At 73.6% G+C, this 26,383-nt stretch carries 21 protein-coding genes; 6 read left to right on the top strand and 15 right to left on the bottom strand.

The features are described from left to right. Positions 1-37: 37 nt before the first annotated feature. The 5 genes from ACFWM7_RS16985 to ACFWM7_RS16965 all read right to left on the bottom strand — a co-directional run bounded on the left by ACFWM7_RS16985 (position 38) and on the right by ACFWM7_RS16965 (position 6,547). Entirely contained in the window at positions 38-1,324 is a 1,287-nt protein-coding gene (locus ACFWM7_RS16985) for an NlpC/P60 family protein (RefSeq protein WP_383261072.1), read from the bottom strand. Positions 1,325-1,491: 167 nt separating this feature from the next. Further along, positions 1,492-4,326, bottom strand: a complete 2,835-nt coding sequence (locus ACFWM7_RS16980; RefSeq protein WP_383261071.1) for a PQQ-binding-like beta-propeller repeat protein — start codon at positions 4,324-4,326, stop codon at positions 1,492-1,494. A gap of 191 nt (positions 4,327-4,517) precedes the next feature. Then, on the bottom strand, positions 4,518-4,793 hold the full coding sequence (locus ACFWM7_RS16975; protein ID WP_086779598.1) for a hypothetical protein: 276 nt from the start codon (positions 4,791-4,793) through the stop codon (positions 4,518-4,520). A gap of 4 nt (positions 4,794-4,797) precedes the next feature. Beyond that, entirely contained in the window at positions 4,798-5,577 is a 780-nt protein-coding gene (locus ACFWM7_RS16970; protein ID WP_383261069.1) for a TetR/AcrR family transcriptional regulator, read from the bottom strand. Positions 5,578-5,611: 34 nt separating this feature from the next. Beyond that, positions 5,612-6,547 carry a diiron oxygenase gene (locus ACFWM7_RS16965; protein ID WP_383261067.1) on the bottom strand — a complete coding sequence of 312 codons (936 nt, stop codon included), beginning with the start codon at positions 6,545-6,547 and terminating at the stop codon, positions 5,612-5,614. Between the two features lie 246 nt (positions 6,548-6,793). On the opposite strand from ACFWM7_RS16965, the gene ACFWM7_RS16960 reads away from it, so the two are divergent. From ACFWM7_RS16960 to ACFWM7_RS16950, 3 genes are all read left to right on the top strand, one after another. Continuing rightward, on the top strand, positions 6,794-7,906 hold the full coding sequence (locus ACFWM7_RS16960; RefSeq protein WP_383261066.1) for a ferritin-like domain-containing protein: 1,113 nt from the start codon (positions 6,794-6,796) through the stop codon (positions 7,904-7,906). A gap of 213 nt (positions 7,907-8,119) precedes the next feature. Next, positions 8,120-9,004 carry an ADP-ribosylglycohydrolase family protein gene (locus ACFWM7_RS16955; RefSeq protein ID WP_383261065.1) on the top strand — a complete coding sequence of 295 codons (885 nt, stop codon included), beginning with the start codon at positions 8,120-8,122 and terminating at the stop codon, positions 9,002-9,004. 123 nt (positions 9,005-9,127) lie between these two features. Beyond that, entirely contained in the window at positions 9,128-10,021 is an 894-nt protein-coding gene (locus ACFWM7_RS16950) for a hypothetical protein (RefSeq protein WP_383261063.1), read from the top strand. 170 nt (positions 10,022-10,191) lie between these two features. Here ACFWM7_RS16950 and ACFWM7_RS16945 read toward each other — a convergent pair whose 3' ends face one another. The 9 genes from ACFWM7_RS16945 to ligD form a co-directional block, all read right to left on the bottom strand. Continuing rightward, the gene (locus ACFWM7_RS16945) at positions 10,192-11,274 is read right to left on the bottom strand and encodes an amidase (RefSeq protein WP_383261062.1); all 1,083 of its coding nucleotides are present in this window, start codon (positions 11,272-11,274) and stop codon (positions 10,192-10,194) included. 37 nt (positions 11,275-11,311) lie between these two features. Beyond that, positions 11,312-12,769, bottom strand: a complete 1,458-nt coding sequence (locus ACFWM7_RS16940) for a peptidoglycan D,D-transpeptidase FtsI family protein (protein ID WP_383261061.1) — start codon at positions 12,767-12,769, stop codon at positions 11,312-11,314. Further along, complete coding sequence (locus ACFWM7_RS16935; RefSeq protein ID WP_383261060.1) at positions 12,766-14,154, bottom strand: FtsW/RodA/SpoVE family cell cycle protein; 1,389 nt, start codon at positions 14,152-14,154, stop codon at positions 12,766-12,768. The genes ACFWM7_RS16940 and ACFWM7_RS16935 overlap by 4 nt, the downstream gene beginning before the upstream one ends. Positions 14,155-14,302: 148 nt before the next feature. Continuing rightward, positions 14,303-14,803, bottom strand: a complete 501-nt coding sequence (locus ACFWM7_RS16930; RefSeq protein WP_383261059.1) for an SH3 domain-containing protein — start codon at positions 14,801-14,803, stop codon at positions 14,303-14,305. A 93-nt stretch (positions 14,804-14,896) separates the two neighbouring features. Next, positions 14,897-16,279 (bottom strand): ATP-binding protein, encoded by a 1,383-nt coding sequence (locus ACFWM7_RS16925; protein WP_383261058.1) that lies wholly within the window; start codon positions 16,277-16,279, stop codon positions 14,897-14,899. Then, complete coding sequence (locus ACFWM7_RS16920; protein WP_383261056.1) at positions 16,276-17,100, bottom strand: hypothetical protein; 825 nt, start codon at positions 17,098-17,100, stop codon at positions 16,276-16,278. Before ACFWM7_RS16920 ends, ACFWM7_RS16925 begins: the two co-directional genes overlap by 4 nt. A 141-nt stretch (positions 17,101-17,241) precedes the next feature. Continuing rightward, positions 17,242-17,559 carry a zinc-ribbon domain-containing protein gene (locus ACFWM7_RS16915; protein WP_065491185.1) on the bottom strand — a complete coding sequence of 106 codons (318 nt, stop codon included), beginning with the start codon at positions 17,557-17,559 and terminating at the stop codon, positions 17,242-17,244. Beyond that, on the bottom strand, positions 17,556-19,985 hold the full coding sequence (locus ACFWM7_RS16910; protein WP_383261054.1) for a PBS lyase: 2,430 nt from the start codon (positions 19,983-19,985) through the stop codon (positions 17,556-17,558). The genes ACFWM7_RS16915 and ACFWM7_RS16910 overlap by 4 nt, the downstream gene beginning before the upstream one ends. A 241-nt stretch (positions 19,986-20,226) precedes the next feature. After that, a complete protein-coding gene (ligD, locus tag ACFWM7_RS16905; protein WP_383261053.1) occupies positions 20,227-21,117 on the bottom strand; it encodes a non-homologous end-joining DNA ligase in 891 nt (296 codons plus the stop codon). Between the two features lie 94 nt (positions 21,118-21,211). Between ligD and ACFWM7_RS16900 the strand changes: the two genes are divergently transcribed. Beyond that, complete coding sequence (locus ACFWM7_RS16900; RefSeq protein ID WP_383261051.1) at positions 21,212-22,396, top strand: Ku protein; 1,185 nt, start codon at positions 21,212-21,214, stop codon at positions 22,394-22,396. Positions 22,397-22,528: 132 nt separating this feature from the next. Here the strand turns inward: ACFWM7_RS16900 and ACFWM7_RS16895 are convergent, their stop codons facing one another. Continuing rightward, a complete protein-coding gene (locus ACFWM7_RS16895; RefSeq protein ID WP_383261048.1) occupies positions 22,529-24,124 on the bottom strand; it encodes a hypothetical protein in 1,596 nt (531 codons plus the stop codon). A 477-nt stretch (positions 24,125-24,601) separates the two neighbouring features. On the opposite strand from ACFWM7_RS16895, the gene glyA reads away from it, so the two are divergent. Beyond that, positions 24,602-25,915 carry a serine hydroxymethyltransferase gene (gene glyA / locus ACFWM7_RS16890; protein ID WP_383261046.1) on the top strand — a complete coding sequence of 438 codons (1,314 nt, stop codon included), beginning with the start codon at positions 24,602-24,604 and terminating at the stop codon, positions 25,913-25,915. A 114-nt stretch (positions 25,916-26,029) separates the two neighbouring features. Next, on the top strand, positions 26,030-26,356 hold the full coding sequence (locus tag ACFWM7_RS16885) for a hypothetical protein (RefSeq protein ID WP_383261044.1): 327 nt from the start codon (positions 26,030-26,032) through the stop codon (positions 26,354-26,356). The last annotated feature ends 27 nt before the right edge of the window (positions 26,357-26,383 follow it).

The raw sequence follows: 26,383 nt of genomic DNA, 5'->3' as shown, positions 1-26,383 counted from the left end.
GACCCGCACCGCCGGTCCGGCCGCCGAGCCCGTCCCTCTAGGGGGCGTCGGGCGCCGCGTCCGTGCCGTACCCCGTGTCCGAACCGTCCCGCGCGCCCTCGGGCAGCTCCGGGCGGGTGTACGTGGACAGCGGGGCGCCGCCGGGGTCGGGGCGGACGGCCCCCAGCAGCGGGTTCGAGGCCAGCGGTGAGACCTTGACCTTCGTGCCGGGGCGGGGGGCCTGCACCACCAGGCCGTCGCCGATGTACAGCGCCACGTGGGTCGCCTTCGGGAAGTAGATCACCAGGTCCCCGGGGCGCAGGGCGGACACCGGCACCCTCGGGAGCTGCTTCCACTGCTCCTGCGAGGTGCGCGGGATTTCCCGGCCCGCCGCCGACCAGGCCTGGGACGTGAGCCCGGAGCAGTCGAAGGAGTCGGGGCCCTCGGCCCCCCACACGTACGGCTTGCCGATCTGCCGGACCGCGTACGCCACGGCGCCGCCGCCCTGCCGGGTGGGCGGCCGGGTGGAGCTGAGCGCCCCCGAGGCCACCAGTTCGCGCTGGGCCTTGTCCACCCCCTGCTGTTCGAGACCGGCGAGCTGGGCGATCTGCTCCTCGGAGAGGGTGGCGAGCAGCCCCTCGACCTCCCTGAGCTTGCTGTTCACGGCGTCGCGCTGCTTCTTCTGCCGGGCGGCGAGCTTCTTCTGCTGGTCCAGCGCCTTGCGGGAGGCGGCGGCCAGGGTGTCGGCCCGCCGGGCGGCATCGGTCAGCCGGTCCACCGTCGCCGCGCGGTTCGCGGCCAGCCGCCCCACGACATGGCTCTGGTCCAGGGCACGTTGGGGGTCGTCGGCCAGCAGCAGCCGGAGGTACGCGGAGAACTCCGTACGCCCCTGGTACTGCTCCCGGGCCAGCCGCCCGGCGTCCCCGCGGCTGACCTCCAGCGCGGCCCGGGCCTTCGCCAGGTCCCCGTTCACCTTCTTCACCTGCGCGGTGCGCTGCTTCAGCTTCTCGGCGGTGGCGTTGTAGGTCTCGCTCGCCTCCTCCGCCGCCTGGTAGCGGGTCTGCAGCTCGCGGAGGAGGGCGGCGACGCTCTTGGGGGCCTCGGGTGCGGCGAGGGCGGTCTCGGCGTCGACCTCGACGGCGTCCGTGTCCGCCGTGTCCCCGTCCTCCGCGTCCGCGTCCGCATCCGTTGTCTCCGTCTCCGTGTCCGCGTCCGTGGTGTCCGTCGCGTCGGCTTCCTCGGACGGTACGGGGCCGGGCTCGGCCGATGCGACGGTGGCCGGCGAGACCGTGAGCGCCGTCGTCAGCACGGCCGTGCAGACCGCGCGCAGGAGCTTGCCTGACACGACATCACCTCCGTGACGGAGACGCGGCCCGGCTACGGACCCGTCCTTAAGTGAGCGAATCCTATTAATCCGGTCACTCGGTGTCGGGTGATGCAAGCACCGCGCGGCGCGCCGCCCGGGGCATCCCCCGGACGGCGGCGGTGATGACGGAAGGGCGTCCGCCTGCCTCAGGCCACCGGGAAGGCGTAGAAGGACCTGTCCCGCTGGACGACGACGGTCTCGCCGAAGGCGAGCGCCCGGTACGACGCGCGTACCGTCTCCCCCTTCGGATCGGCCGACCCGATGTCCTGGAACTTCCAGAGCCGCTCGCCGTCGGCCGCCGAGAACGCCGTGACCTGGATCGCGTCGGCGGCGATCAGGGTCTTCTCGCTGCCGCTCAGCGTGAGCGAGGGGGCGTTGCCGATGCCCGGCACCTCGGTGGAGCGCCGCCACACGAGTCGGCCGCTCTCCCGCTCCACCGCGCCGACCAGCCGGCTGCGTTCGGTGGTGTGGATCAGGGGCCCGGCGATCAACGGGGTGCCGAACCGCGAGTCGTCACTGCCCTCGACGCGCCACAGCGGCTTCGTCGTGTCCGCCTCGAAGGCCTGGAGGTCCTGGCCGACCGCCGCGTACAGCGTCCCGTCCTCGTCGCCGGTGGTGGCGGCCTCCAGGGAGGCCGCGCCGTACTGCTTCGTCCACAGCAGCTTGCCGGTCTTCTGGTCGAACGAGCGGACCGACCCCTTCCCCTTGGCCTTCTTGACCTCGGCCGCCGTCAGGCTCACCGCGTCCTGCCGTACGAGGACGTCGGCGGAGCGCTCCGCGACCACCCGGTAGGCGGGGGTGCCGGGGTCGCGGCCCGCGGGCACGGAGGTACGCCACAGCTCCTTGCGCTGCACGATGTCGTACGCGAAGAAGTAGGCCTCGACGACCTTCTTGTCCTTGCCCTTCTTCTTGCCCTTCTTCGGCTTCGGGGCCTTCTCGGTGACCGTGTGCGACCCGGTGAACCAGATGGCCGGCCCGGAACTCCCGGCCAGCCGCCCTACGGTGAGGCCCGGCAGGTCGTCGAAGGCCTCCGTGTAACGCACGCGGTGCACGACCTTGCCGCTCTTCGGCGACAGCCACAGGAACTCCGTCGGGCTCGCCACGAAGACCAGATCGGCGCCCGCCGCCAGCGCGGCCTGCCCCTTCGCCCCGTCCGCGCGCTGCCACAGCCGCTTGCCGGTACGCAGGTCCACGGCGCTGGCCTGGCTCTCGCTGGTCACCACCAGCAGCTTGTCCTGCCAGAGGGCGGTGGTGAGCGGGGCCGACTCGGAGGCCGGGTGCGCGTAGATCCAGCGCGGGTCGGGGGCCTGCCCCGGGAGCGTACGGCGGGGCTTCGGCGCGGGCTTGTCGTCCGTCGCCACCGCGGTGTCCCCGGACCCGAGCGCGGCGACCGAACCGCCGCCCACGATCAGCCCGCCGACGGCCGCCGCCGCGATGGTCAGCAGCGTCCGGCGGCTCGCGGCGGGGTCGGGCGCCGGGGCCGGTGCGGGCGGCAGCGGCAACGACACCATCGGCCCCTGTCCGGGACCGCCCGGCCCCGCGGGCCCGGCCGGGAGCGCGGCGGCGGGGTACGGGGCGGGCCCGCCGTGCGTGTGGCCCTGCTGCGGGGCGAAGGGGGCGGCGGGCAGGGCGAGCGGTGCGGCCGGCGGCGCGGGGTGCGCAGGCGGTGCGGGCGCGGTGAGTTCGTGGGGGAGCGCGAGCTGGGTGGTGGGCCGGTCGTTCTGCGGCGGCCGGGGCCCGGTGTTGAGGAACCGGGTGGTGCCCCGGTCCTCACCGATGTCCCCGTCGCTCTGGGGCGCGGCGGCGTCGTCGGGCTTCTGGAGCGCGGGCGCTTCCACCGGCGGCGCGGGCAGCGGCCGGGCGTCCTCGGGCTCCGGGGTGGCGGGGGCCTGGGCGGGTTCGGGGGTCGCGGAGGCCTCGACCGGTCGCGGCGCGTCCGACGGCCGCACGTCCTCGGGCTCCGGGGCCTTGCGCGCACCCTCCGGCTCCCGGAGCGCCCGGGCGTCCTCGGGGGCGGCAGCGGCATCCGCCTCCCCGGGCTCCGCCGCCGCGTCCCCCTCCTCCGGCACCTCCAGCGCCAGGACCCGCGCCTCCTGGTCCGCGACCGCCGCCGCGAGCGGTTCGGGCAGCCAGCCGCCCCGGGCCAGGCCCGCCGCGCCCTCCAGGGCCAGTTCGGCGGCGACCGTGCCGGCCGAGGGCCGCAGGTCCGGGTCCTTCGCCAGGCAGTTCGCGATCAGCTCGCGCAACGCCTCCGGTACGGCGTCGAGTTCGGGTTCGTCCTCGGCGATCCGGCGGGCGGCCTCCTCGGCCGGGCCCTCCGTGAACGGGGTCGTCCCGGTCGCCGCGTACGCCAGGAGCAGCCCCAGCACGAACAGGTCGGAGGCGGCCGAGACCTCCTTGCCCTCGATCTGCTCGGGCGTCAGATAGCCCAGCCGTACCGACAGCTGGCCGCCCGGCCCGGCCTCCGCCGAGGCGGCGGCGCCCAGCGGGCCGAAGGCGGTGAGGCGGGGGCCGTCGGCGGCCAGCAACACCGTGCCGGGGGCCAGGCCCTGGAGCACGGACCCGGCGGCGTGCACCCGGGAGAGGATCTCGGCGATGCCCGCGCCCAGTATCCGCAGCGCCCGCTCGGGCAGCGGACCGGCGATCCCGATCGCCTCGGCCAGCGGCAGCGCGGGGACGTAACCCGCCGCCGTCCACAGGAGTTCCGCCTCGTCCGCGGGCGTCTCCGCCGTGTCGCCGGGGTCCAGGGGAGGGGCCACCCAGCCGCCCGCGAGGCGTTCGGCGGTGCGGGCCTCGGCCTGGAACCGGCGGCTGAAGACGGGGACGGCGGCCAGCTCGGGGCGCGCGGCGGTGACGAGGGCCACCTCGCCGGACGCGGTGTCCCGGGCCACGTACCGCACGGCGCTCGCGCCTTCGTCGAAGCGGGCCAGCGCGGTGAAGCGGCCGAAGCGGCGTGGATCGTCCTGACGCAGCGCCTCCATGGCGCACCCCCTTGTGACCGTTGTACGGCGACCGGACGGCCCGTCCCCGGCGCCTGACCGTCGATCTTAGGGCCTGCGCCCCACGGGCAACCCGTCCGCCGCCCGGTTGGGGCCCGCCCGCGCCCCTGTGCGCTCCTCAGCGGTGGTCCGCCCGCGCCCCCCTCACGGCCCGTCCGCCGCTCGGTCGCCCCTCAGTCGCGGCTCGGCGGCTTGGACCAGGGCCACTTGAGCGTGCGGTGTTCCCGGCCGCCGGGGGCGTACTCGTACACCCAGCCGCGCTGGAGCCCGAGCCGCTTGGTGTAGCCGGCCGGAACCCGCTGATAGGCGTACACGGTGGCGGGGCCGCCGTCGGGGGAGGGCACCGGGACCTCGTACCACTTCGGCGGGTGGCCGGTCGGGCCCAGCAGGATCGGCAGGACCCGGCCGTCCAGGGGGCCGCCGCGGAAAGGGGTGTTCTCGCTCTTCACCCGGTCAGTCTGACGCAGGGGACGCGGGCAGCAGGTGCGCCGCCTCCGCGACGACCGGAATCACCCGTTCCGCCAGCTGTCCGGCCGGGCCGTCGGAGGTCTCCAGTGCCAGCAGGTCGTTCACCACCGCCGCGGTCTCCGGGTCGGTGGCGGCGGTCGCGGCGAGCAGCGCGATCAGGTGGTCGACCAGCCAGCCGCGCAGCTCGGCCGCGGCCGGCTGCTTCCCGTCGTCCAGCCACATCAGCGAGGCAGCCTCGACGGCCGCGATCCAACTGCGCACCATCATCCGCAGCCTCGGCCCGGCGGGCCGCTCCCCGGCCCCGCCGAACCGCCCGAGGTGGCGCAGGATCTCGTCGGCCGCCGCCCGGCGCACTCCGTCCACGATCGTCGTCGTACGGGAGGTCTCCACGACGCTGCCGCCGCGCAGCAGGGCGCTGAAGCCGGTGTCGTGCTCGTCGACGAAGCGGAGGTAGCGGTCCAGGACCCGGGCGACCCGCTCGGTGGGCGGGCCCACCGGCGGTTCGGTGAAGCACAGCGTCAGCTCGTCGGCCGCCGAGCCGAGCGCGGCCTCGTACAACTGCTGCCGCCCGCCAGGGAAGTAGCGGTAGACGAGCGGCCGGGACACCCCGGCCGCCACCGCCACCTCGTCGAGCGAGACCTCGTCGGGCGCCCGGTGGGCGAAGAGGCCGAGCGCGGCGAGCAGCAGCTGGGCGCGCCGCTCCTCGACACTGAGCCTGCGGTACGTCGCACGGGGCGGCGGCGGGGCTGCGGCGGTGGAGGTCATGCCACCGAGACTAGAGGGTGTCCGCCGGTACACCTCAGGCCAGCAGACCGGAGCTTCGCCACAGCCGGCGGCCGACGCCGTTCAGCAGCCCGATGTCGTCGAAGAAGTCGGTGAGCCGTTTCGCGCCGGACTGCATGACCTCCGCGCGGTGGCCGCTCGCCTTCACCTGGGCTACGGCCTCCCGGCGGTCCAGGCCGACGTTCTCGTACACCTGCGGGTTCACGAAGCAGACCGAGAACACCCGGGCCGCCTCGCCGCAGCTGACCTTGGTCAGCTCCCGCTCCCAGCGGGGAGCGGTCACCATCTGGCGGCGCAGCTCCTCCCGGGCGTACCGGACGTGCCGGGCCTCTTCGATGACATGGATCCGGGTCACGCCGCGCACCAGTGTCTGCACCCGCTCGTCCGGGAAGGTCAGGCGCTGCATCCAGTCGAGGATCTCCTCGCCGAGCAGGGTCGCGGCGAACGAACCGGGGGTGGTGGAGACGGTCTTCAGGACCCGCGCGAGGTTGTGGTAGACGCGCGGCACCGGGTACGTCGGGGCGCCGCCCCAGTCGATCATGCGGCCGAACATCATCGAGTGCCGGCACTCGTCGGCTATCTCGGTGAGCGCGTAGCGGACGTGGTTGCTGGTGACGGGCTTGTCGTAGATGTGCCGGACCAGCAGCTGCATCAGGATGATCTCGAACCAGATGCCGAGCGAGGCCAGCGCCGCGCCCTCGTGGCGGGAGAGGTCCAGGCGCTGTTCCTCCGACATCCGGTGCCACATCGGGGTGTCGTACAGCGAGAGCAGCTCCGGCGGCCAGAACCACCTGCCCTCCTCGACGGCCGCGTCCCAGTCGAGTTCGGTGTCGGGGTCGAAGGAGTGCTTGGCCGAGGATTCGAGCAGCCGCAGGGCGATCTGCTCGCGGTCGCGGAGCGGCCCGAGGGCGTCGCGGAGGACGGTCACATCGCGAGCGGTGGCGGTCGTCATGGCGGGAGCACCTCACACAGGGGTTGCCGGGCACGGGAGTTACCGGCGGTCACCTCTTATGAGACTGCCTGTCAGCAAGGCCGTCAATCCCTCGCACACGGTTCCGTGCGACTTGTTGACCCGATGTCTACCAACGTGTGAACCTGCCGGAGAGGGGGCTGTTGCGCGCGCTCAACCGCCCCCTGCGTCACGGAACTTGTCGATCACGTCGATCACGTCGATCCAGTCGAGGCGAAGGAGCCGTCCGTGTCCACCCATGACCTCTACACCACCCCGCCCGCCGAACCGACCTGGCAGGTCCCCGCCACCGGAGCCGCCCGGTTCAGCTGGGACTACGACGACGGCCGCGAACGCCTCCTCGCGCTCTACCAGAAGGGCAAGGACAAGCAGTGGGACGGCAACAAGCGCATCGACTGGTCCCTGGAGGTCGACCCCGCCGACCCGCTCGGCACCCCCGACGAGGCGCTCACGCTGTACGGCACTCCGCACTGGACGAAGATGACGGAGAAGGACCGGGGCGAGCTGCGCAAGCACTACACCTCCTGGCAGTTCAGCCAGTTCCTGCACGGCGAGCAGGGCGCGATGGTGTGCGCGGCGCGCATTGTGGAGTCCGTCCCCGACCTGGACGCCAAGTTCTACTCCGCCACGCAGACCATGGACGAGGCCCGGCACGCCGAGATCTACGGCCGGTTCCTGCACGAGAAGATCGGCATGCTCTACCCGGTCAACGACAACCTCCAGGGGCTGCTGGGCGACACCCTGCGCGACTCCCGCTGGGACATGCCGTACCTCGGGATGCAGGTCCTCATAGAAGGCCTGGCGCTGGCCGCCTTCGGAATGATCCGCGACACCACCACCAAGCCGCTGCCCAAGCAGATCCTCGCGTACGTCATGCAGGACGAGGCCCGGCACGTCGCCTTCGGGCGGATGGCCCTGCGCGACTACTACAAGCAGCTGAGCGACGCCGAACTGCGCGAGCGCGAGGAGTTCGTCATCGAGGGCTGCTACCTGATGCGCGACCGGCTCAGCGGGGTCGAGGTCCTGGAGAACTTCGGCATCGGCAAGCAGGAGGCGAAGGACCTCTCGGAGCACTCGGAGTACCTTCAGCTCTTCCGGAAGCTGCTCTTCAGCCGCATCGTCCCGTGCGTCAAGGACATCGGCCTGTGGGGCCCGCGCCTCCAGAAGGCGTACGTCGACATGGGCGTCCTCGAACTCGGCGACTCCAACCTCGACCTGCTGATGTCGCAGGACGAGGAGATAGCCGAGCAACTGGACCGCGAACGCTTCGCCGTCGAGGAGGAGGCCCGGGTGGCGGAGGTCGCGGAGGCGATCGGCGAGGGAGCGGCCGACGCCGCCTGAGCGGGGGCGACGGAGGCTGCCGACGCCGCCTGAGGAGCCGCTGCGCGGGGGCGGGCGGCCGGCTGTCCCGGGCTCCCCGCGCCCGCCGCCTCAGCCTCGGCGGAGGCGATGGGGCGTGCGGCCCGCTGTCCCGGTCTCCCCGCGCCCGCTCGTGCAGCCACTCCGGGCCGATAATGGATGTACGCCATGGGGTCGCGGCGGCACGATGCCGCTATGACGACGAACCCGCCCGCAGCCACCGCCGCCCGCCGCAGTCTCGAAGCCCTCGCGCTCGGCGACGCGTTCGGGGAGCGCTGGTTCCCGCTCTTCCGCGAACCCCGGCAGGCCGTGAACGAGATCCGGGCCCGCCGCACCCCGCCCGAGCCGCTCTGGCACTGGACCGACGACACGGCCCTCGCCCTCGCCCTGCACCGCTCCCTCGACGAGCACGGCCACGTCGACCAGGACCACCTGGCGCTCTGCTACGCGCTGGCCTTCGACGCCGACCAGGCCCGGGGCTACGGCCACGGCATGCACCTCCTGCTGCCCCAGCTCCTCACCGCCCCGGCCGACTGGCGCACCCTGGCCCCAGGGCTCTTCGACGGCGGCAGCCTCGGCAACGGCGCGGCCATGCGGGTCGCGCCGCTCGGGGCCCGCTTCCACGAGGACCTGGACCGGGTCGTGGAGCAGGCCGCGCTCTCGGCGGAGGTCACCCACGCCCACCCGGACGGCATCGCGGGCGCGGTGGCCGTCGCCGTGGCGGCGGCGCTTTCGGCACGCGGCGAACTGACGCTGGACGCGGTCGCGGAACGTACGCCCGAGGGGCCGGTACGCGACGGAGTGCGGCGCGCGGCCCGGACGCCGTTCACCACGAAACCGTGGAAGGCCGCGGACCTCCTCGGCAACGGGCAGCGCATCCGGGCCGACGACACCGTGCCCTTCGCCCTGTGGACCGCGGCCCGCCACGGGGACGACCTGGAGGCGGCGCTCTGGGCGACCGCGGAGGGCCTCGGCGACGTCGACACCACGTGCGCCATCACCGGGGGAGTGATCGGGGCGGCGACCGGGACGGCCGGGGCGCCGGAGGAATGGCTGCGCAGGCGCGAGCCGTTGGGGTGAGCCGTGGGGTGAGGTGCGGCGGGGCGTCCGGCCGGGGAGGGCGGAGAGAGCGGTCCGTCCCGGCCCGGTACCGATTTCGGCCGCGTCGAAATTCCGTTCGCAAACGTGTCGTACCGTGAGCGCATGACCACCCCGCCGCAGGGCCCGTACGGACCGCCTTCGCCCCAGCAGAACCCCTACGGCCCGCCGGCCGCCACTCCCGGGGCACAGCCGCAACAGCCCTATGACCAGCCGCAGCAGCCCTACGGCTACCCGCAGCAGCCTCCGGCCCCGCCCCAGCAGGGCGGCGGCGGTTGGGGGCAGCCCGGCTGGGGGCAGCAGCCCGGCATACCCGGTGCAGGCGGCCCCGGCGCGGCCGGCTGGCCGCCGCAAGGACCGCAGCCGCAGCGGAAGAAGCGGCCCGCGCTGATCGTCGGGATCGTGGCCGGCGCGGTCCTGGCGGCGGGCGGAATCACCTACGGGGTCTCCCAGCTGGTCGGGAGGGCCTCCGACGCGGCGTTCCCCGAGGCCGAGTACGAGCTCGTCCTGCGGCAGAAGGTGCTGGACGGCGAGTTCACCCTCGCCCAGGACCTGTCGTCGTCCGAGGGCAAGAAGATCGAGGACATGTACGACCCCACCGTCCGGGACGCGAAGGCCGTCGTCGGCCAGTACGGCTCGGCCAAGGGCGGAGCCCTGGTGATCTCCGGGATGCACGGGCGGTTCACCGAGCCGGAGGCCATGACCGGCAAGATGATGGAGGGCGGAGCCGAAGGCCAGGGCGCGACCGTCGCCGTCCCCCCGAAGGAGTTCACCCCCGCCGGTCACGACATCACGCTGGAGTGCCAGGTGCTCCAGTCGAACCAGAACGGCGTCAGGGCGAACATCCCGATGTGCGCCTGGGCCGACGGCAACACCGGGGCGTCGGTGGGGATCATCCGTCCGGACACGGCCCTCAAGGACCCCACGGCGATCGACCTGGAGGCTGCGGCGGCCGAGACCGCCGAGATCCGCGAGGAGATCCGCCGGCCGATCGGCTGACCCGCCGCGGTCCGGGCGGGGCCGGAGCGCCCCACCCGTCCGCCGGGTGGGGCTGTGTTCACGTAGGCCAGGCAGGGTGCGTACGGGAGAGGGAACGCCCGCCCGGTCGGGCCGTGTTCACGCAGGCGCCGAAGCCGCGCCGAAGGCCGTCGTCGAGCGTTCCCGGCTGGTCACGGCCGCACGGTGGGCAACGCGTTCTCCACCGCGCGGGCCGCTCCGAGCAGTGAGACATCCGCCCCGCGCGCCGCCACCACCTGGAGCCCCACCGGGCAGCCGTCTCCGGTGAATCCGGCGGGCAGGCTGGCCGCCGGATGGCCGCTCAGGTTGAACGCCCAGGTCAGGGCGGTGGAGTAGACGGTGCCCGGACCCTCGTGCCCGTGCGGCCGGTTCGGCGTGACCGGGGTCAGCAGCAGGGGCGCGGCGGCGAAGAGGTCGTCCAGCCGCTCGTCGTTCGTGCGCCGCACCCGCACCGCCTCCGGGTCGCCCGGCGCCCCGCCCCGTACCGCCGTCCAGGCCCCCACCGGGTCGAGCAGCCCGGCGTCGCGGTCCAGCAGGCGTACGGTCCCCGCCGCGACGAGCCGGTCCACGGCCCTGCCGACGACGGCGGCCACCTCCGGATCCACGTCCGCGAAGCCGAGGTCCTCGCTGTAGACGGCGGGAAGCGGGAGGGGCGGGGCGGCGGGTGGCTCGTACCCGTCCAGGACCTGGCGCAGATACGGTTCCGCTGCCGCCGCCGACCGGGCGAGCAACCCGGCCGAGGCCAGCCCGGACCGGTCGGGGGAGGGGAGCAGCCCGTTCGTCGTCTTCAGCCCGAACACCCCGCACCAGGCGGCCGGGATGCGCACCGAACCGGCCCCGTCGCTGCCCGTCGCCAGCTCCACCATCCCCGCCGCCACCGCGACCGCCGACCCGGCCGACGAGCCGCCCGGCGTGCGGTCCGCGCGCCACGGGTTGACCGTACGGCCGTGCGCGCCCTGCCCCCAGGTCTGCCAGTGGGTGCCGGGCCCGGGCACCGACGTCGCGCCGACCGGGATTCCGCCCGCCGCGATCAGCCGGCGGGCCGCGTGCGAGCGGATGCCGGAGGGGCCCTTCACCGCGAACGGCACCCCGCCCAGGGGGAGTCGCCGCGCCACGGCCTCCCGTTCCCGGGCGAGCGCCTCGTCCGGCCAGACCTCGATGAACGCGTGCAGCGCCGGGTCCAGCCGCTCGATCCGCTCCAGGGCCCGCGCCACGGCGGAGGTCGTACCCGTCATGGCCCCAGTCTGCCCGCACCGCCCGACGCCGGGCGGCTCACTCCTCCAACGCCGCCTCCATCACCGCCCGGGCGATCGGGGCCGCGCTGCCGCCGCCGCTGATGTCGGCCCGGTCGGCGGCGGCGTCCTCCACCACCACCGCCACCGCGACGGCGGGGCGGCCCGAGTCGGGAGCCTGGGCCCAGGAGATGAACCAGGCGTACGGCAACCCGGAGTTGTCGACGCCGTGCTGGGCGGTGCCGGTCTTGCCGCCGACCTTCACCCCGTCGATCGCCGCGTTCGACCCGGTGCCGTTCTCCACCACCTCGACCATAATCCGCTGGAGCTGCACGGCCGTCGCCGGGTTCATCGGCCGCTCGTACGGTTCGGACCCCTGCTGCCGGACCGTGTCCCCGTCGTTCGTCGTCACCCGGTCCACCAGATGCGGCCGGCGCAGATCCCCGCCGTTGGCCACCGCCGAGGCCACCATCGCCATCTGGAGCGGGGTCGCCGTCGTGTTGAACTGCCCGATCGAGGACAGCGCGACCTGGTCCTCGCTCATGTCCGTGTCGAAGTTGCTCCGCGCCACCCCGGACGGGATGCGCAGCCCGGTGTCGTTGAAGCCGAACTTCTCCGCCGTCTCCACCATCCCGTCGAGGCCGACCTCCACCCCCAGGTGCGCCATCACCGTGTTGCAGGAGACCCGGATCGCGTCCGCCAGCGACGCGTTCTCGCAGCCTCTCGCCTCGTTGGGCAGCGTCGTCTGCGTCCCCGGCAGGACGTACGGCGACGGGGTGTCCGTGGCCGCGTCGGCGTCCGTCACCGCCCGGGAGTCCAGGGCCGCCGCCGCCGTCACGATCTTGAAGGTGGAGCCCGGCGGATAGGTCTGCCGGATCGCCCGGTTGAGCATCGGCAGGCTCTTGGCCGCGTTCAGCCGGGCCCACGCGTCGGTCACCGCCGCACCGGTGCCGGACAGCCGCTCGGGGTCGTACGACGGGGTCGAGACCAGGGCCAGGATCGCGCCGGTCGACGGATCCAGGGCCGCCACCGCACCACGCCGCCCGCGCAGCCCCTCGTACGCGGCCTGCTGCATCGACGCCTTGATGGTCGTGACGACATCGCCGCCCGGCTGCCGGCCCCGCGTGAACTCGTTCCAGAAGGGCAGCGGCGCCAGCAGCGAGTCCGTACCGGACAGGACATCGTCCTCGGCGTTCTCGATCAGCGTGGTGCCGTACGTCTGCGAGGCGTACCCCGTCACCGGCGCGTACAGCGGGCCGTGCAGATACGTGCGCTCGAAGCTGAGTTGCTCGCCGGTCTCCTTGTTGCCGGTCACGGGCCGGTCGCCGACCAGGATGTTGCCGCGCGGCTGGTCGTAACGGGCGATGCTGCTCCGGCGGTTGGCCGGGTTGTCGTCCAGCTCGTCGGCCTCGAAGAGCTGGACGCGGGCCGCGTTGACGAGCAGCGCCACGAGCAGCAGCAGACAGAAGGCGGCGGCCCGCCGGATGCAGCGGATCACCGGTCCTCCTCCCCGGCTTCCCCGGCCGCCGCGACGACCCCGGTCTCCACCTGCTCCGGGTGGGGCCGGCGGGCGACGTCGCTGACCCGGATCAGCAGCGCCACGATGATCCAGTTGGTGACGACGGACGAACCGCCCTGCGCCAGGAACGGCATCGCCATCCCGGTCAGCGGGATCAGCCCCATCACCCCGCCCGCGATCACGAACACCTGGAGCGCCAGGATCGAGGCGAGACCGATGGCGAGCAGCCGCCCGAACGGGTCGCGCAGGGCGAGCCCGGCCCGGTAGCCGCGCGCCACGAGGAGCGCGTAGAGCAGGAAGATCGCGGTCAGCCCGCTCAGCCCCAGCTCCTCGCCGGCGGTCGCCAGGATGAAGTCGGACTTGGCGGCGAAGCCGATCAGGATGGACTGGCCGGCCCCGAGCCCGGTCCCCAGCATCCCGCCCGCCGCGAACGCGAACAGCGACTGGGCGAGCTGGCCCGGCCCCCGCCCCGCGTCGATCGAGGCGAACGGGTCCAGCCAGTCCTGCACCCGGCTGTGGACGTGCGGTTCGAAGGAGCCGACGACGAACGCCCCGACGGCGGCCAGGAGCAGGCCGACCGCGATCCAGCCGGTCCGGCCCGTCGCCACGTACAGCATGATCACGAAGAGCCCGAAGAAGAGCAGCGAGGTGCCGAGGTCGCGCTCCAGCACCAGCACCCCGACGCTCAGCAGCCAGATCGCCACGATCGGCCCCAGCACCCGGCCGGAGGGCAGTTGCAGCCTCCACACCGTGCGGCCGGTGTACGCGAGCGCGTTGCGGTTGGCGGCCAGATAGGCGGCGAAGAACACCGCCAGCAGGATCTTGGCGAACTCCCCGGGCTGGAAGGAGAGTCCGCCGATCCGGATCCAGATCTTCGCCCCGTTCACCGCCGGGAAGAAGATCGGCACGATCATGAGCACCAGCGCCGCGGCCACCGAGAGGTACGCGTACCGCTGGAGCACCCGGTGGTCGCGCAGCAGCAGAACCACGGCGGTGAACAGCGCGACGCCGAGCGTGGACCAGACGAGCTGGGTGGGCGCGGCCTGGTCCCTCGGGGTCTCCAGATCGAGCCGGTAGATCAGCACCAGGCCGAGGCCGTTGAGCAGGACGGCGATCGGCAGCAGCAGCGGATCGGCGTACGGGGCCCGGAAACGGACCGCGACATGGGCGAGCAGCGCGAGCGCCCCGAGCCCGGCGCCGTACCCGGCGACATCGGGAGGCACGGCGCTGTCGTGGGTGAGGCCGACCGCCGCGTAGCCGAAGACGGAGATCAGGACGGCCCCGACGAGGAGGGCGAGCTCCACCCCGCGCCGCTTGGGCAGGCGGAGCTCGGGCGGGGGAGCGTCCGCCGTCGTTGCGGTCATGCTCCGCAACGTAGCAAGAGGTGGACGGTATTTCCCTTATGTCACATCTTTGCTCATGTCAGAGCCCATCGGAGCGCGCGTCCGCCCGCGGAGCTCCCGGCTGCGGGGCCGGGCTCCACGGGCGGACGGGTGTGCGGGTGAGGGTGCGTCAGCACCACTTCGGCGCGGAGCCGACGTTCTCGATGTAGCGGGCCGAGCCCCAGGCCCAGGTGCCGTCGGTCAGCAGGTACCAGCGGTTGTTGCCGTTGACGTTGTCGCCCTTCGTCTTGCAGAAGATGTTGACGTACGAGCCGTACTTGACCGAGCCGACGACGCGGCTGCTGCGGGTCGGCTTGTCACGGAGCAGCAGGTACGGCTTGGCGACGACCCGTCCCTTGTAGGTCCGCTTCGGCGCCTGGGGGCGTGCCTGCCCCTGCTGCTGCGCCTCCTGGCGGGCCTCCTTCTGCTGCGCCTCGTGCTCGCGCTGCATCGCCGAGGCGGAGAGCTCGTCGGACGTCGGGTCCGGAGCGGTGGCCTCCGCGCGCTGGCCGACGGGCTGGGGGTCGGCCGCCAGTGCGGCGGGAGCGGCGGCCGTGAGCGCCGCGAGCGTGCCGGTGGCCACGCAGAGACCGAGCCGGCGGAGCCGCGAGGGGCGGGACAGGGGGGACATGCTGCCTCCATGCGATGAGGAAAGGGACCGTGGGGGGCACGAGCTGGGCTCGTGATCGTCACGCTAAATTCGCCACTCACGGTCTGCAACGCGTCACGATGCGTGAGGTACGCTCCCCGTTGAGCCGTCCGGGTCGTCCGAACCGCCCGGACCCCCGTCACCACCGGGATTCCCGTCGGAATCACCCTCGTCGAGCCTGACGTACTCCGGCAGGGTCAACCGGGCGAGCGCGCCGCCGTCCGGCGGATTGCCGAAGTCCAGCCGGGCGCCGATGACCTGGGCCTGCCCGAGGGCGATGGTCAGCCCGAGACCGTGGCCCTTGCCCGCTCCGTCCGTACGGAACCGCTGCGGCCCGCCGTCCAGCAGATACGCCGGGAACCCCGGGCCGTGATCGCGTACGGAGACCACCGGGCCGTCCACGCTCAGCACCACCGGAGGACCCCCGTGCCGATGGGCGTTGGCGACCAGGTTGCCGATCACCCGCTCCAGACGCCGCCGGTCCGTCTCCACCCGGGCCGCGCCGCTCGCCCGCACCTCGGTGTCGGTGCCCGACGCCCGGACGACCCGCTCCGCCACCGGCGCGAGATCGTGCACGGCGAGGTCGACCTGCTCGGTACGGGCGTCGAGGCGGGAGATCTCCAACAGGTCCTCGGTCAGCGCCCGCATCGCCTTCACCCGGTCGCGCACCAGTTCCGCGGGGCGGCCCGGCGGCAGCAGTTCGGCGGCGGCCGACAGACCGGTCAGCGGGGTGCGCAGCTCGTGCGCCACATCGGCGGTGAACCGCTGCTCGGTCTGGAGCTTGCGCTGGAGGGTCGAGGCCATGGTGTCGAGCGCGCCCGCCACGATCGCCACCTCGTCCTGGGCGCGGACCGGACGCGCGGTGCGCGGGTCCTTCACCCGGGCGTCGAGGTCGCCCGCGCTGATCCGGCGGGCCACCCGGGCGCTCTGATGGAGCCTGCGGGTCACCCGGCCGACGGCGAACAGTCCGACGAGGAGGGTGGCGGCGATGGCCAGCAGCGAGGAGCCGATGATCGCCCGGTCGAGGCCCGCGATGGTGCGGGCGTTGTGGCTGTAGTCCGTCCAGGTGGCCAGTGCCCGCCCGTCCGCCGGGCCGGCCGCCCACATGGCGGGCCCGCCCTGCCCGTCCGGGTCGCCCGGCGGGTGCGGCCCGTCCGCGACGGCGGTGCCCCGCTCGCCGTCCGCGGCCAGGGCGCGCAGCGAGGCGGGCAGGCCCGGCGGGTCGATGCCGGAGCCCCGGGGCAGCGGCTCCCCGGCCTCGTACGCGTCGGTGACGACCTCCAGCCGGGCCAGCGCCTTCTCGCGGGCGTGCTCGACGGTCTGCCGGGTGACCGCGGTGTGCACGAGGAGGCCGAGGAGGGCGGCCAGGGTGCAGCACATGCCGGTCAGGAAGACCGCGGACTTCCAGGTGAGGCTCGCGGTCCAGGAGGGCGAGCGGAACCGGCGCCGACGTCTCATCGCGTCCCTGCGGGGGAGTCGGAGGGCGTCGACGGGCCCGGGTTGGTGGTGGTGTCGGCGGACGGCGTCGGCGTGGCAGGGCCTGTCGGTGTGCCGGTCGGCTCGCCTGTCGCCGGGCTCGTGGGCGTGCGCTTCGGCCAGGGCCCCTTCCGGTGCTCGGGCGTGCGCAGGATCTCGTCCCGGGTGGGCAGCATCGCGCGCTGCCGGTCGTCCCAGGACCACGCGGTGCGGTATTCGTACCCCGGGATCACCGAGGGGGCCCGCATGATCAGGTCCCGGCCCGCCAGCTCCACGCTGATCACGGCGTCGTACGTGGACATGATCCGGGTCAGCCCGCCCCCGTCCGGCATGTAGACGCGCACGGCGAGCTGCCGGTCGGGCATCCGGATGCCGAGCACCAGTTCGTCCCTGCCGTCGCCGGTCAGATCGCGGTAGTACGGCGGGAGGACCGGGCAGTCGTCCGGGGCGGTCCGGCACGCCTCGATCTGCCGAACCGTGCCGTCCGGCAGCTCGTCCAGGCCGCTGTCCCGGTCCGTCTTCGCCTTCAGACCGGCCTGTGCCACGGCCACCGGATCCAGCCGCCGCACATCACCGCCGGTCACCCGGATCCCCGGGATTTGTGCGGTCTCGCCCTCGCCGTAGTCGTACGGGGCGGCGGAGGCGGGCGGCAGGTCCGGCCAGAGGCTCTTGGGCTCGACGGCCGACGGCGCGTCCCCCGCGCTCTTCAGCCCGCCCGCCGCGCCGCAGCCGGACAGCAGGGCGAGCGCGGCGACGGCGAGCACGGCGGTGCGGGTCGCCGCCGGGGCGCGGTGCGGACGCAACTCTCGCCTCCTCCTCCGACGACAGCGGTCTCACACCCTAATCGGATGTCCGCGCGCAATGCCCGGTTCGCACCACCGTGTGACGGTGCGTGGCTCTACGGTCGCCGCAGGATCGGCGCTCGGGGCAGGGTCAGGGTCGGGTCAGCGCTGGTACGGGTTCTGCCCGGGCGGCGTGACGCCGGGCTGCTGCGGGGCCTGACCGTAGGCGTTGCCGTCCTGCCCGGCCGCGGCCTGGGCGAGCAGCTGGTCCGCCTCCTCCTTGGGTATCTGCCGCTCCCCGCCGCAGAACGTGCACTGCGTGGCGTACTTCGTCGAGAACGGGAACAGCGGCACGAAGAACAGCGTGAACTTCGTGACCCGCTTGCGCAGGGTGTGCGCCGCCGGATTGCCGCACCAGCCGCACACCATCGTCAGGACGGCCAGCTGGTAGAGGTAGCCCTTGGTACCAAAAATGATCATGTCGTGGTCCCTTTCCCCGTCCCACGGAGTGCCTGCCGGCACAACGCCAGGAGCTTTTCGTCCTCGTGGATGTCATGACTGCCGTACCCGCCGTCCATCGCGTTGTGACGGCGTACGGAGGCGAGTTCGCTCCGCAGGACGTGTGCCGCGGCCGACCCCTGCGGGACCGGCCCCATCCGTGCCAGGCATTCTGCCACCCGGACCCGGACATGGCGGCTCCGCTCCCAGGCGGTGAGCAGCGCCTCGGTGGTCTCCTCCGGCCGGCCGGACACCTCCCACAGCGCGATCGCCGCGTCCACCCGCAGCCACAGCTCCTCGTGCGCCAGCAGCCCGCGCAGCCGGGGCGCGACCACCGCGGCGCGCGGCCCGAGCGCCCCCAGCGCCACCGCCGCCGCCCGCCGGTCGTGCACCTGGTCCGACCCGAGGCCCTCGATCAGCGCCGGCAGCACCGCCTCGGCATCCCCGGAGACCGCCCACAGCGCCTCGGCCGCCTCCGTCGCGGACGCCGTTCCCGGGCGGCGGACCAGCGCTCGCAGCTCCGTGACGGCCTCCCGCGCGGCGGGCCCGAACGAACCGAGCGCCCGGAGCGCCGCCGTACGCAGCCACTCGCCCCGGTACTCCGGCGCCCCGCGCAGCACCCGCAGCACCTCGGGGGCCGCCTCGCCCGCCCGCAGCCCGGTCAGCCCGGCCAGCAGCGGGCTCGCCCGGTCGTAGGCGCCCTCGTCGAGCGCCACCTCCGCGAGCCTGCGCCGCAGTGCCCCGGCGAGCGGCCGGGCCGCCGCCCCCAGGTGCCCCACCGCGAACCCCACGTCGTGCGCCACCTGCGGCAGCTCCAGGGCCGCCGCGAGCGCGGGCACCGCCCGGGCGTCACCGAGCCGGGCCAGGGCCTTCACGGTGGAGCCGAGCCCGGGCGGACCACTGGCCCAGGTCTTCACCCAGCCACCGGGATCGGCGGCCAGCCGGGCGGCCAGGGCGTCCGCGGCGGGCGCGGCGAGGCCGAACAGCTCCTCCAGCACATGGGACGCGGCCTCGGCGAGCCGGGGCTCGGGGTCGGAGAGCTGCTCGCCGACGAGCGCCACCAACTCCTCGTACGGGCCGCGCCAGGCCCGTATGAGCCCGCCGCTCATCCGTACGGCGTCGATGCGCTGCCGGCGGTCGGGGCTGCGCAACTGGTCGGCGAGCAGCGCCGTGCGGTCGCCCACCCGGTCGTCGAGACCGACGTGCAGGGTGCGCAGGAGGTCGGCGGCCCAGGGGGCGCCGCGTCCGGCGTCCTCCTGGGCGGCCGGCGACCACAGCTGCCCCACGAGCGTCGGCGTCACGACGTGCTCGCCCCGACAGGTCTCCGCCGCGGTCACGGCCTCCGCGTCGACCGGTTCGGGGGGCACCGGTTGGGCAGTCACGGGCTCGGCGGTGAGGGGTTCGGTGGTGACCGGCTGTACGTTCACCGGTTCCGCGGCGGCGGGCTGCGCGTCCACCTGTCCTGGGTCGATCGGCTGTGTGTCCGCCGGCTGTACGTCTACTGGCCGTACGTCCTCCGACTCCGCGTCCTCCGACTCCGCGTCCTCCGACCCCGCGCCCACCGACCCCGGGACGAACGGCTCCGCGCCCGGGGCCCGCTCGGGGCCCGGCTCGATCCCGTCCCGCGCGGGGGCGCCTTCCCGCGCGGCGTCCCCTTCCGGGCCGGCGCACTCCTCCGGCGCCGAACGCATCTCGCGCAGCAGCCCCGAGACCACGGGCACCACATCGCCGGGCAGCCCGTCGGGCGAACAGCGCGCCAGCTGGGCCAGGGCCGCGAGCCGCAGCCCCGGGGAGTGCGCCCGTCCCGCCAGCCGGTTCAGCCACTCGGCGACCCGCCCCGCCAGCGGCCGGTGCCGCAGCGCGACCCGCCCGGCCGCCTCCACGAGGGCGAGCCGTACCTCCTCCTCGGGCTCCACCGGCAGCCGCTCGCGCAGCAGCGCGAGCACCCGCACGGGGTGCCGGTGCAGGGTGGCGAGGGCCAGCGGGGCCGCGAGCCGCACCCCGGGATCCTCGTCGGCGATCAGCTCGAAGAACACCCCCGCGCCCGCCGTGACCGCGGCCGCCGCCATCGCGTAGTTCGCGGCGCCCTCGATCTCGTCCTCGTCGAACTCCGCCTCGTCGTCCTCGTCGAGGTCGAAGCCGCCGATGCTGGTGAGCAGTTCGACCACGCTGCCCCGGTCCTGCACCCCCGGGTCCACGACCAGCTCGAACAGGAACGGGATGCACGCGAGGGTGCACGCGTACACATCGCCCTGATGGTGCACCGCGCCGTACATGCCGTCGAGCGCGGCCTCCCGTTCCGCCGGATCGTCGGACGCCAGCCCCCGCAGGAGCTGCGGCACATCGTCGGCAGGCCCGTAGGCATGCTCCATCGAGGCCCAGTCGACCTCGTCGATCCCCGAGAACACGCCATCCCCTCCCCGCGATCACGACAGCGCCCGGACCGGCGCGCCCCGTGGCGGCGCCCAGTCCGTCACACCCCTCCCGGCGCGCCCCGTAGAAAGCGCCTGCGCAGAGTGTGCACCACCGATCCGACAATCCACCCGCCACTTGTGGCCTTTCCTCGGCCCGTAACCAGGTCATGACCCCATCAAGACGTTCCGGCCGTGAGGCCCCTGTGAACGAGGCCGCCCCGGGCGTCGGGGAGTGTCACTCGGGCAGCGGACGTCCCTGTTCCGGGTCGTTCAGCGGGGCGAGCAGATCCCCGTACCGGTCCAGCCGTCCGCCCATGTCCTCGGCGCGGAACACCAGGGCCCCGGCCTCCCGGCATCCCGCGATCTCGTCCCAGGTCACGGGGGCCGAGACGGTGGGCTCGGGCCGGGCGCGCAGGGTGTAGGGCGTGGCGGTGGTCTTCGACGCGGAGTTCTGGCTGAAGTCGACGAACACCTTGCCCGGCCGCAGGGCACGCTTCATCCGGTGCAGGGCCAGCTTCGGAAGGGCCTCCTCCGCCTCCACGGCGAGCCGCTTCGCGTACGCGGACACCTCGCCGGACGGCGTGGGCTCCAGCGGAACCAGCAGATGCAGCCCCTTGGACCCGGACGTCTTCCCGTACGCGAGCAGCCCGTCGGCAGCCAGCCGCTCCCGCAGCCATAGCGCCACCGCGCAGCACTCGACGACGGTCGCGGGGGAGCCGGGATCCAGGTCGAAGACCATCCGGTCGGCGATCCCCGGCGCATCGGTGCGCCACTGCGGAGTGTGGAACTCCACCACCAGGTTGGCCGCCCACATCAGCGAGGCCAGATCCCGTACGACCACCTGCCGGGCGCCCGGGTCCTCGCTCCGGGGCACGGGGGTGGTACCCACCCAGGCGGGCGTACCGGGTGGCGGATTCTTGGTGAAGAAGAGCTGGCCGCCCGGCCCGTCCGGATACCGCAGGAAGGACACGGGACGGTCGCGCAGATGGGGCAGGACCACGCCGCCCACGGTGGCCGCGTAGTAGTGCAGTACCTCGCCCTTGGTCGTCCCGGTGGCCGGATACAGAACCTTGTCGAGATTGCTGAGCGAGACCCGTCGCCCCTCCACCTCGGTGATCGGCGTCATACGATAAGAATCACACGAAACCATGCCATCCATGCCAAAGAGGCTCCAACCGCCACAGAGTCCGTAGAGGTCGACGGTCGACAAGGGGTGAACGGTGAGGTCCATCTGGAACGGCGCGATCTCCTTCGGGCTGGTCAGCATCCCGATCAAGCTGGTCAACGCCACCGAGAACCACTCGATCCACTTCCGGCAGATCCACCTCGCCGACGGTGGCCGGATCCGGTACCGCAAGGTCTGTGAACTGGACGAGGAAGAGGTCACCGGCGGCGACATCGGCAAGGCCTACGAGGACGCCGACGGCACGATGATCCCGATCACCGACGAGGACCTCGCCCAGCTCCCGCTGCCCACGGCGAAGACCATCGAGATCGTCGCCTTCGTGCCCGCGGACCAGATCGACCCGCTCCAGATGGACGCGGCGTACTACCTCTCCGCCAACGGCGTCCCGGCCGCCAAGCCGTACACCCTGCTCCGCGAGGCCCTCAAGCGCAGCAATAAGGTCGCCGTGGCCAAGTACGCCCTGCGCGGCCGCGAACGGCTCGGCATGCTGCGCGTCGTGGACGACGTGATCGCCATGCACGGCCTGCTGTGGCCGGACGAGATCCGCGCCCCTCAGGGCGTCGCGCCGGAGGGTGACGTCACGGTCCGCGATGCCGAACTCGACCTGGCGGACGCCCTGATGGACACCCTCGGCGAGGTCGACATGGACAGCCTCCACGACGACTACCGGGAGGCGGTGGAGGAGCTCATCGCCGCGAAGGCCTCCGGCGAGAGCGTGCGTCCGGCCGAGTCGGGGGACGCCGGCGGCGGCAAGGTCATCGACCTGATCGCGGCCCTGGAGAACAGCGTGCAGGCGGCCAAGAAGTCCCGGGGCGAGGAGGGGGCCGGGGCGGAGGACGAGGACGACGGCGACATCGCTGACGTCCACCCCATCAAGAAGACGTCCGGGAAGACGTCCGGGAAGTCCGCCGGGAAGACGTCGGGGAAGTCGTCCGCGCAGACCACGAAGAAGAGCACGCACCGCACCCCGACCGGCAAGACGGTCAGCCGCTCCGGAAGCTCCACGACGAAGAAGTCGGCCCCCAAGTCCACCGGCGGGAAGAAGTCGACATCGACGACGAAGAAGACCACCGGAAGCGGGGGGAGCGGAGGGGGCAGCGGGGGCCGGACGACCGCGAAGAAGACGGCGACGAAGACCGCGGCGAAGAAGCAGACGTCGTCGAGCGGCGGCACCGCGGCGAAGAAGACGGCGTCCTCCCGCAAACGCGCCTCGGCCTGACGGCGGGCGGCCGGGCCGGCGAGGCCAGGCGATCCTCCCCACCTCGCCCCAACCGCCGGAGCTCGCCCCGCCGGTTCACTGTCGCAAGCCCGCCGGATCCGCTGCTGAAGCCGCTCTTGGCCGGAACGAAGGTCACCGGGGGCTGAGCACCGGCTCGACCGGATCCGGGAGGAGGGGCAGGTCCAGCCCGAACGGATCGCGCTCGATGACGTAGGTGCAACTGGTGTAGGTGTAGCCCGGTTGGATGCTCGACCCCGAGGAGTAGCTGTCCACCCGGGAGGTCGCGCCCGTGCCGTGCTTGTAGAGGAAGTGGTACTCCCCGGCGGGAAGTCGGAGCCGTGCCTTCGGGTAGCTCCGGCCGCTCGCCTTGCAGGCCCGCCGCTGGCCTTCGGCGGCGCTGTACCGCTCGCAGCCGGCGCAGGCCTTCAGCGTGACGGTGCCGGTGACCGGGCCGGTGTAGAGCACCTCGACCGTGTTCGGGGCGTCATTGCTGATGACCAGCTCCATCCGGGCCCCGCCGGGCCGCTTCGACGGCGGCAGCCGCTTGCCCGCGGCCGGCCGGTCGTCGGCTATCTCCGCGGCTATCGCGATGTTCCGTGCCTGCCGTGCCCGTCCGTCGCTCTTGTACGTCCGTGCGAAGTCGGTCAGCGTCGTGCGGGCGTCGCCGAATTTCTCGTCCTCGAACTGGTCGACCCCGCAGGCGTACACCCCGTCCCTGACGCCCCTGTCAGCATCGGCGCGCAGTGCCTTCACGCTCTCGGCGGGGAGTTCGGACGCGGTCGTGCCGAGGCTGCGCAGCACCTGGGTGGCCGCACACGGCTCGTCCCCCTTCAACGCCGCGACCTGGGCCTTGATCCGCTCGCCGATGGCGGGCCCCACCTGCCGCGCGGAGGCGGAATCGGGGAACGTACGCAACAACTCGCCCAACTCCGCGCCGCCGCTGCCACTACTCCCACCACCACTGCTGCCGCCCGCCCCTCCCAGACGCGAGACACCGCACCCGTAGAGCGACACGGCGAGCGGCTCGTCGGGCCAGGCGGCCAGGTCGCCCAACAGCTTCCCGTCCACGGAGTCCGGCAACGACCGCAGGTAGGTCAACGGCGCGACGGCCTCGCAGTGTTGTTTCTTCGCGTACGGGGCGGAGACGGCGTCGTAGTACGCCTTCAGGCGGTCCGGGACGAGCTTCGCGGCCCGCGAGCCGGGATGGTCCTCGCCGAGCGCGCGATAGACGTCGAGGGCCTTCCCGTACTCACCCTTCGCCGCAACGAACGGCTGCCGCGAGGCAGTGGCGGCCCGCTCGTCCCCGGCCGCCAGCCGGTCCAGCAGCATCTGTTCCCGCGCCTCGTCCCGAGCGGAGCCGTACACCACCGCCCCGCCCGCCGGCACGGCCAGCAGCACCACGCCCAGCCCGACCGCCAGCCCGGGCCGCCACGCCCCTGCCGGCTCCGCACGCCGGGCGATCCGTCCCCCGTCGACGGCGGCGAGCACCACCACGAGCAGATACCCGACGAGCACGCCCCCGGGCGCCCCGTCCGGATCGGCGGGCAACGCCACCCACAACAGCACCGCCGTGGCCGCCCAGCACACCGCGGCCCGCCCCCAGCGCCCCAACAGGGCGTAACCGAGCCCGAGCCCGGTCAGATTGAGCAACGCGACGGCGACCGCCCGCAGGGCAGCCCCGGGCGGCGGCGGCCCGACGGAGGGCGCACGAGAGGGAGGCGGCGGCACGTCTCCGGGCGGCCCGTCCGGCGGGGGCGGACCAAACCCGGGCGGCCCGAACCCGGGAGGCCTCTCCGGCGGCGGGGGCACGTCCCCGGGCGGCCCTTCCCGAAGCGGCGGCACGTCCCCGCTGTCCCCGCCCCCGCTGCCCCTGGCCCCCTGGCCCGCACCCGCATACCGATCACCGGACTCCATACGGTCCCCCCACCGCCGAGCCGAAAAGTCACCGGGAATCTGCCCCGTTCTGTCGCCGATCACGCACGTTCACGGTGGCCTCTTCGTGCGTCGGGCCACCGTCGCCCCACCCCGCCCCCTAAACTGCCGAACGCCGCGACTGGCGCGTGCCCCGGCAGGGGCGCTCCGTGGAACCGACCACGAGGAAGCGGCACACCCCGGGCCCGCCCGGGGCGTCATCTCCGGAGAGCCGTCCGCCTGGGCATCCGGGTCCACGCCGCGTACAGCGGCCGACCCGGAAGGACCTCTTCCATGACCGCCCGGCCCGCAACCGACACCGCCGCCACCCTCACCCCCGCCCCCACACCCCGCCATCCGGCCCTCACCGCGTCCGACCCGGAACTGGCCGCCCTGATCGGTGCGGAGGAGCGGCTCCAGGCCGACACCCTGCGCCTGATCCCCAGCGAGAACTACGTCTCCGCCGCCGTGCTCGAAGCCTCGAGCACCGTGCTGCAGAACAAGTACTCCGAGGGCTACCCCGGCAAGCGGTACTACGAGGGCCAGCAGATCATCGACCAGGTCGAGACCCTGGCGGTCCGCCGCGCCCAGGCCCTCTTCGGGATGGACCACGCCAACGTCCAGCCGTACTCCGGCTCCCCGGCCAACCTCGCCACGTACCTGGCCTTCCTCCAGCCCGGCGACACCGTCCTCGGCATGTCCCTCCCGATGGGCGGCCACCTCACGCACGGCTGGGACGTCTCGGCCACCGGCCGCTGGTTCCGCGGCGTCCGGTACGGGGTCCGCCGCGACACCGGCCGGATCGACCTGGACGAGGTCCGCGACCTGGCCCTCGCCGAACGGCCGGGGCTCATCTTCTGCGGCGGCACGGCCGTTCCCCGCACGATCGACTTCGCGGGCTTCGCGGAGATCGCCCGTGAGACGGGGGCCGTCCTGGTCGCGGACATCGCGCACATCGCCGGCCTGATCGCGGGCGGCGCGCACCCCTCGCCCGCCGGTCACGCGGACGTGGTCTCCACCACCACCCACAAGACCCTGCGCGGGCCGCGCGGCGCGATGCTGCTCTCCACCGCCGAACACGCCCGCGCCATCGACCGCGCGGTCTTCCCCGGCCTCCAGGGCGGCCCGCACAACCAGACCACGGCCGCCATCGCGGTCGCCCTCGGCGAAGCCGCCACCGTCGGCTTCTGCTCCTACGCCCACCAGGTCGTGGCCAACGCCCGGGCGCTGGGGGAGGAGTTGGCGGCCCGCGGCTTCGACCTGGTCTCCGGTGGCACCGACAACCACCTCCTGCTGATCGACCTCACGAACAAGGATGTCCCCGGCAAGACCGCCGCCAAGGCCCTCGACCGCGCGGGCATCGTCGTTAACTACAACACTGTCCCCTACGACCCCCGTAAGCCCTTCGACCCCTCCGGCATCCGCATCGGCACCCCGGCGCTCACCTCCCGGGGCATCCCGGCCTCTTCGATGGGTACGGTCGCCGCCTGGATCACCACGACGGTCGACGCGGCACGCACGGGCGACGAGACGGCGATCAAGAAGGTGCGGGAAGAGGTGAAGGACCTCATGGACGCCCACCCGGCGCCGGGGCTGCCGGTCGGCTGACGAGGCACTCTGCCCGCCTTCTTCACCCGTTCTCCGCCCTCCCAACCCCCCTCTGTGGCACCGTGGATCGACTGATGATCCGGATCTCCGGGCATCCGCGTAGGGGGGACTTCCATGCGACTTCGTACCGTCGCGGCCTCGGCCGCACTCGTCCTGTGCGCCACGGTCGGCGCAGCGGCCTGTTCGTCCTCGCCGGATGTCACGGACGCTGACCGGCCCGCCGCCCCCGCCACCGCGCCGGCTCCCGGAGGCGGCCCGGAGGGGAAGATCGAGACGGGCAAGCGCCAGGCGGGCGGGCCCGAGGTGAACGGGCAGAGCGTGGCGGGGCCCGAGAAGTGCGCGACCTCCGCCGCCGACATCCCGGCGGAGTGCGCGCTCGACCTCTCGTTCGTCGAGCTCTCCGAGGGGGAACGGGCCGCCGAGCCGCCGGTCCTGCCGTGAGCATCCTGCTCGTGAACGGGTGAGAGC

Origin of the sequence: Streptomyces sp. NPDC058375 (genome assembly GCF_042723425.1) — a bacterium.
Lineage (GTDB): Bacteria > Actinomycetota > Actinomycetes > Streptomycetales > Streptomycetaceae > Streptomyces > Streptomyces durocortorensis.
This window is presented reverse-complemented; position numbering and strand designations above follow the sequence as displayed.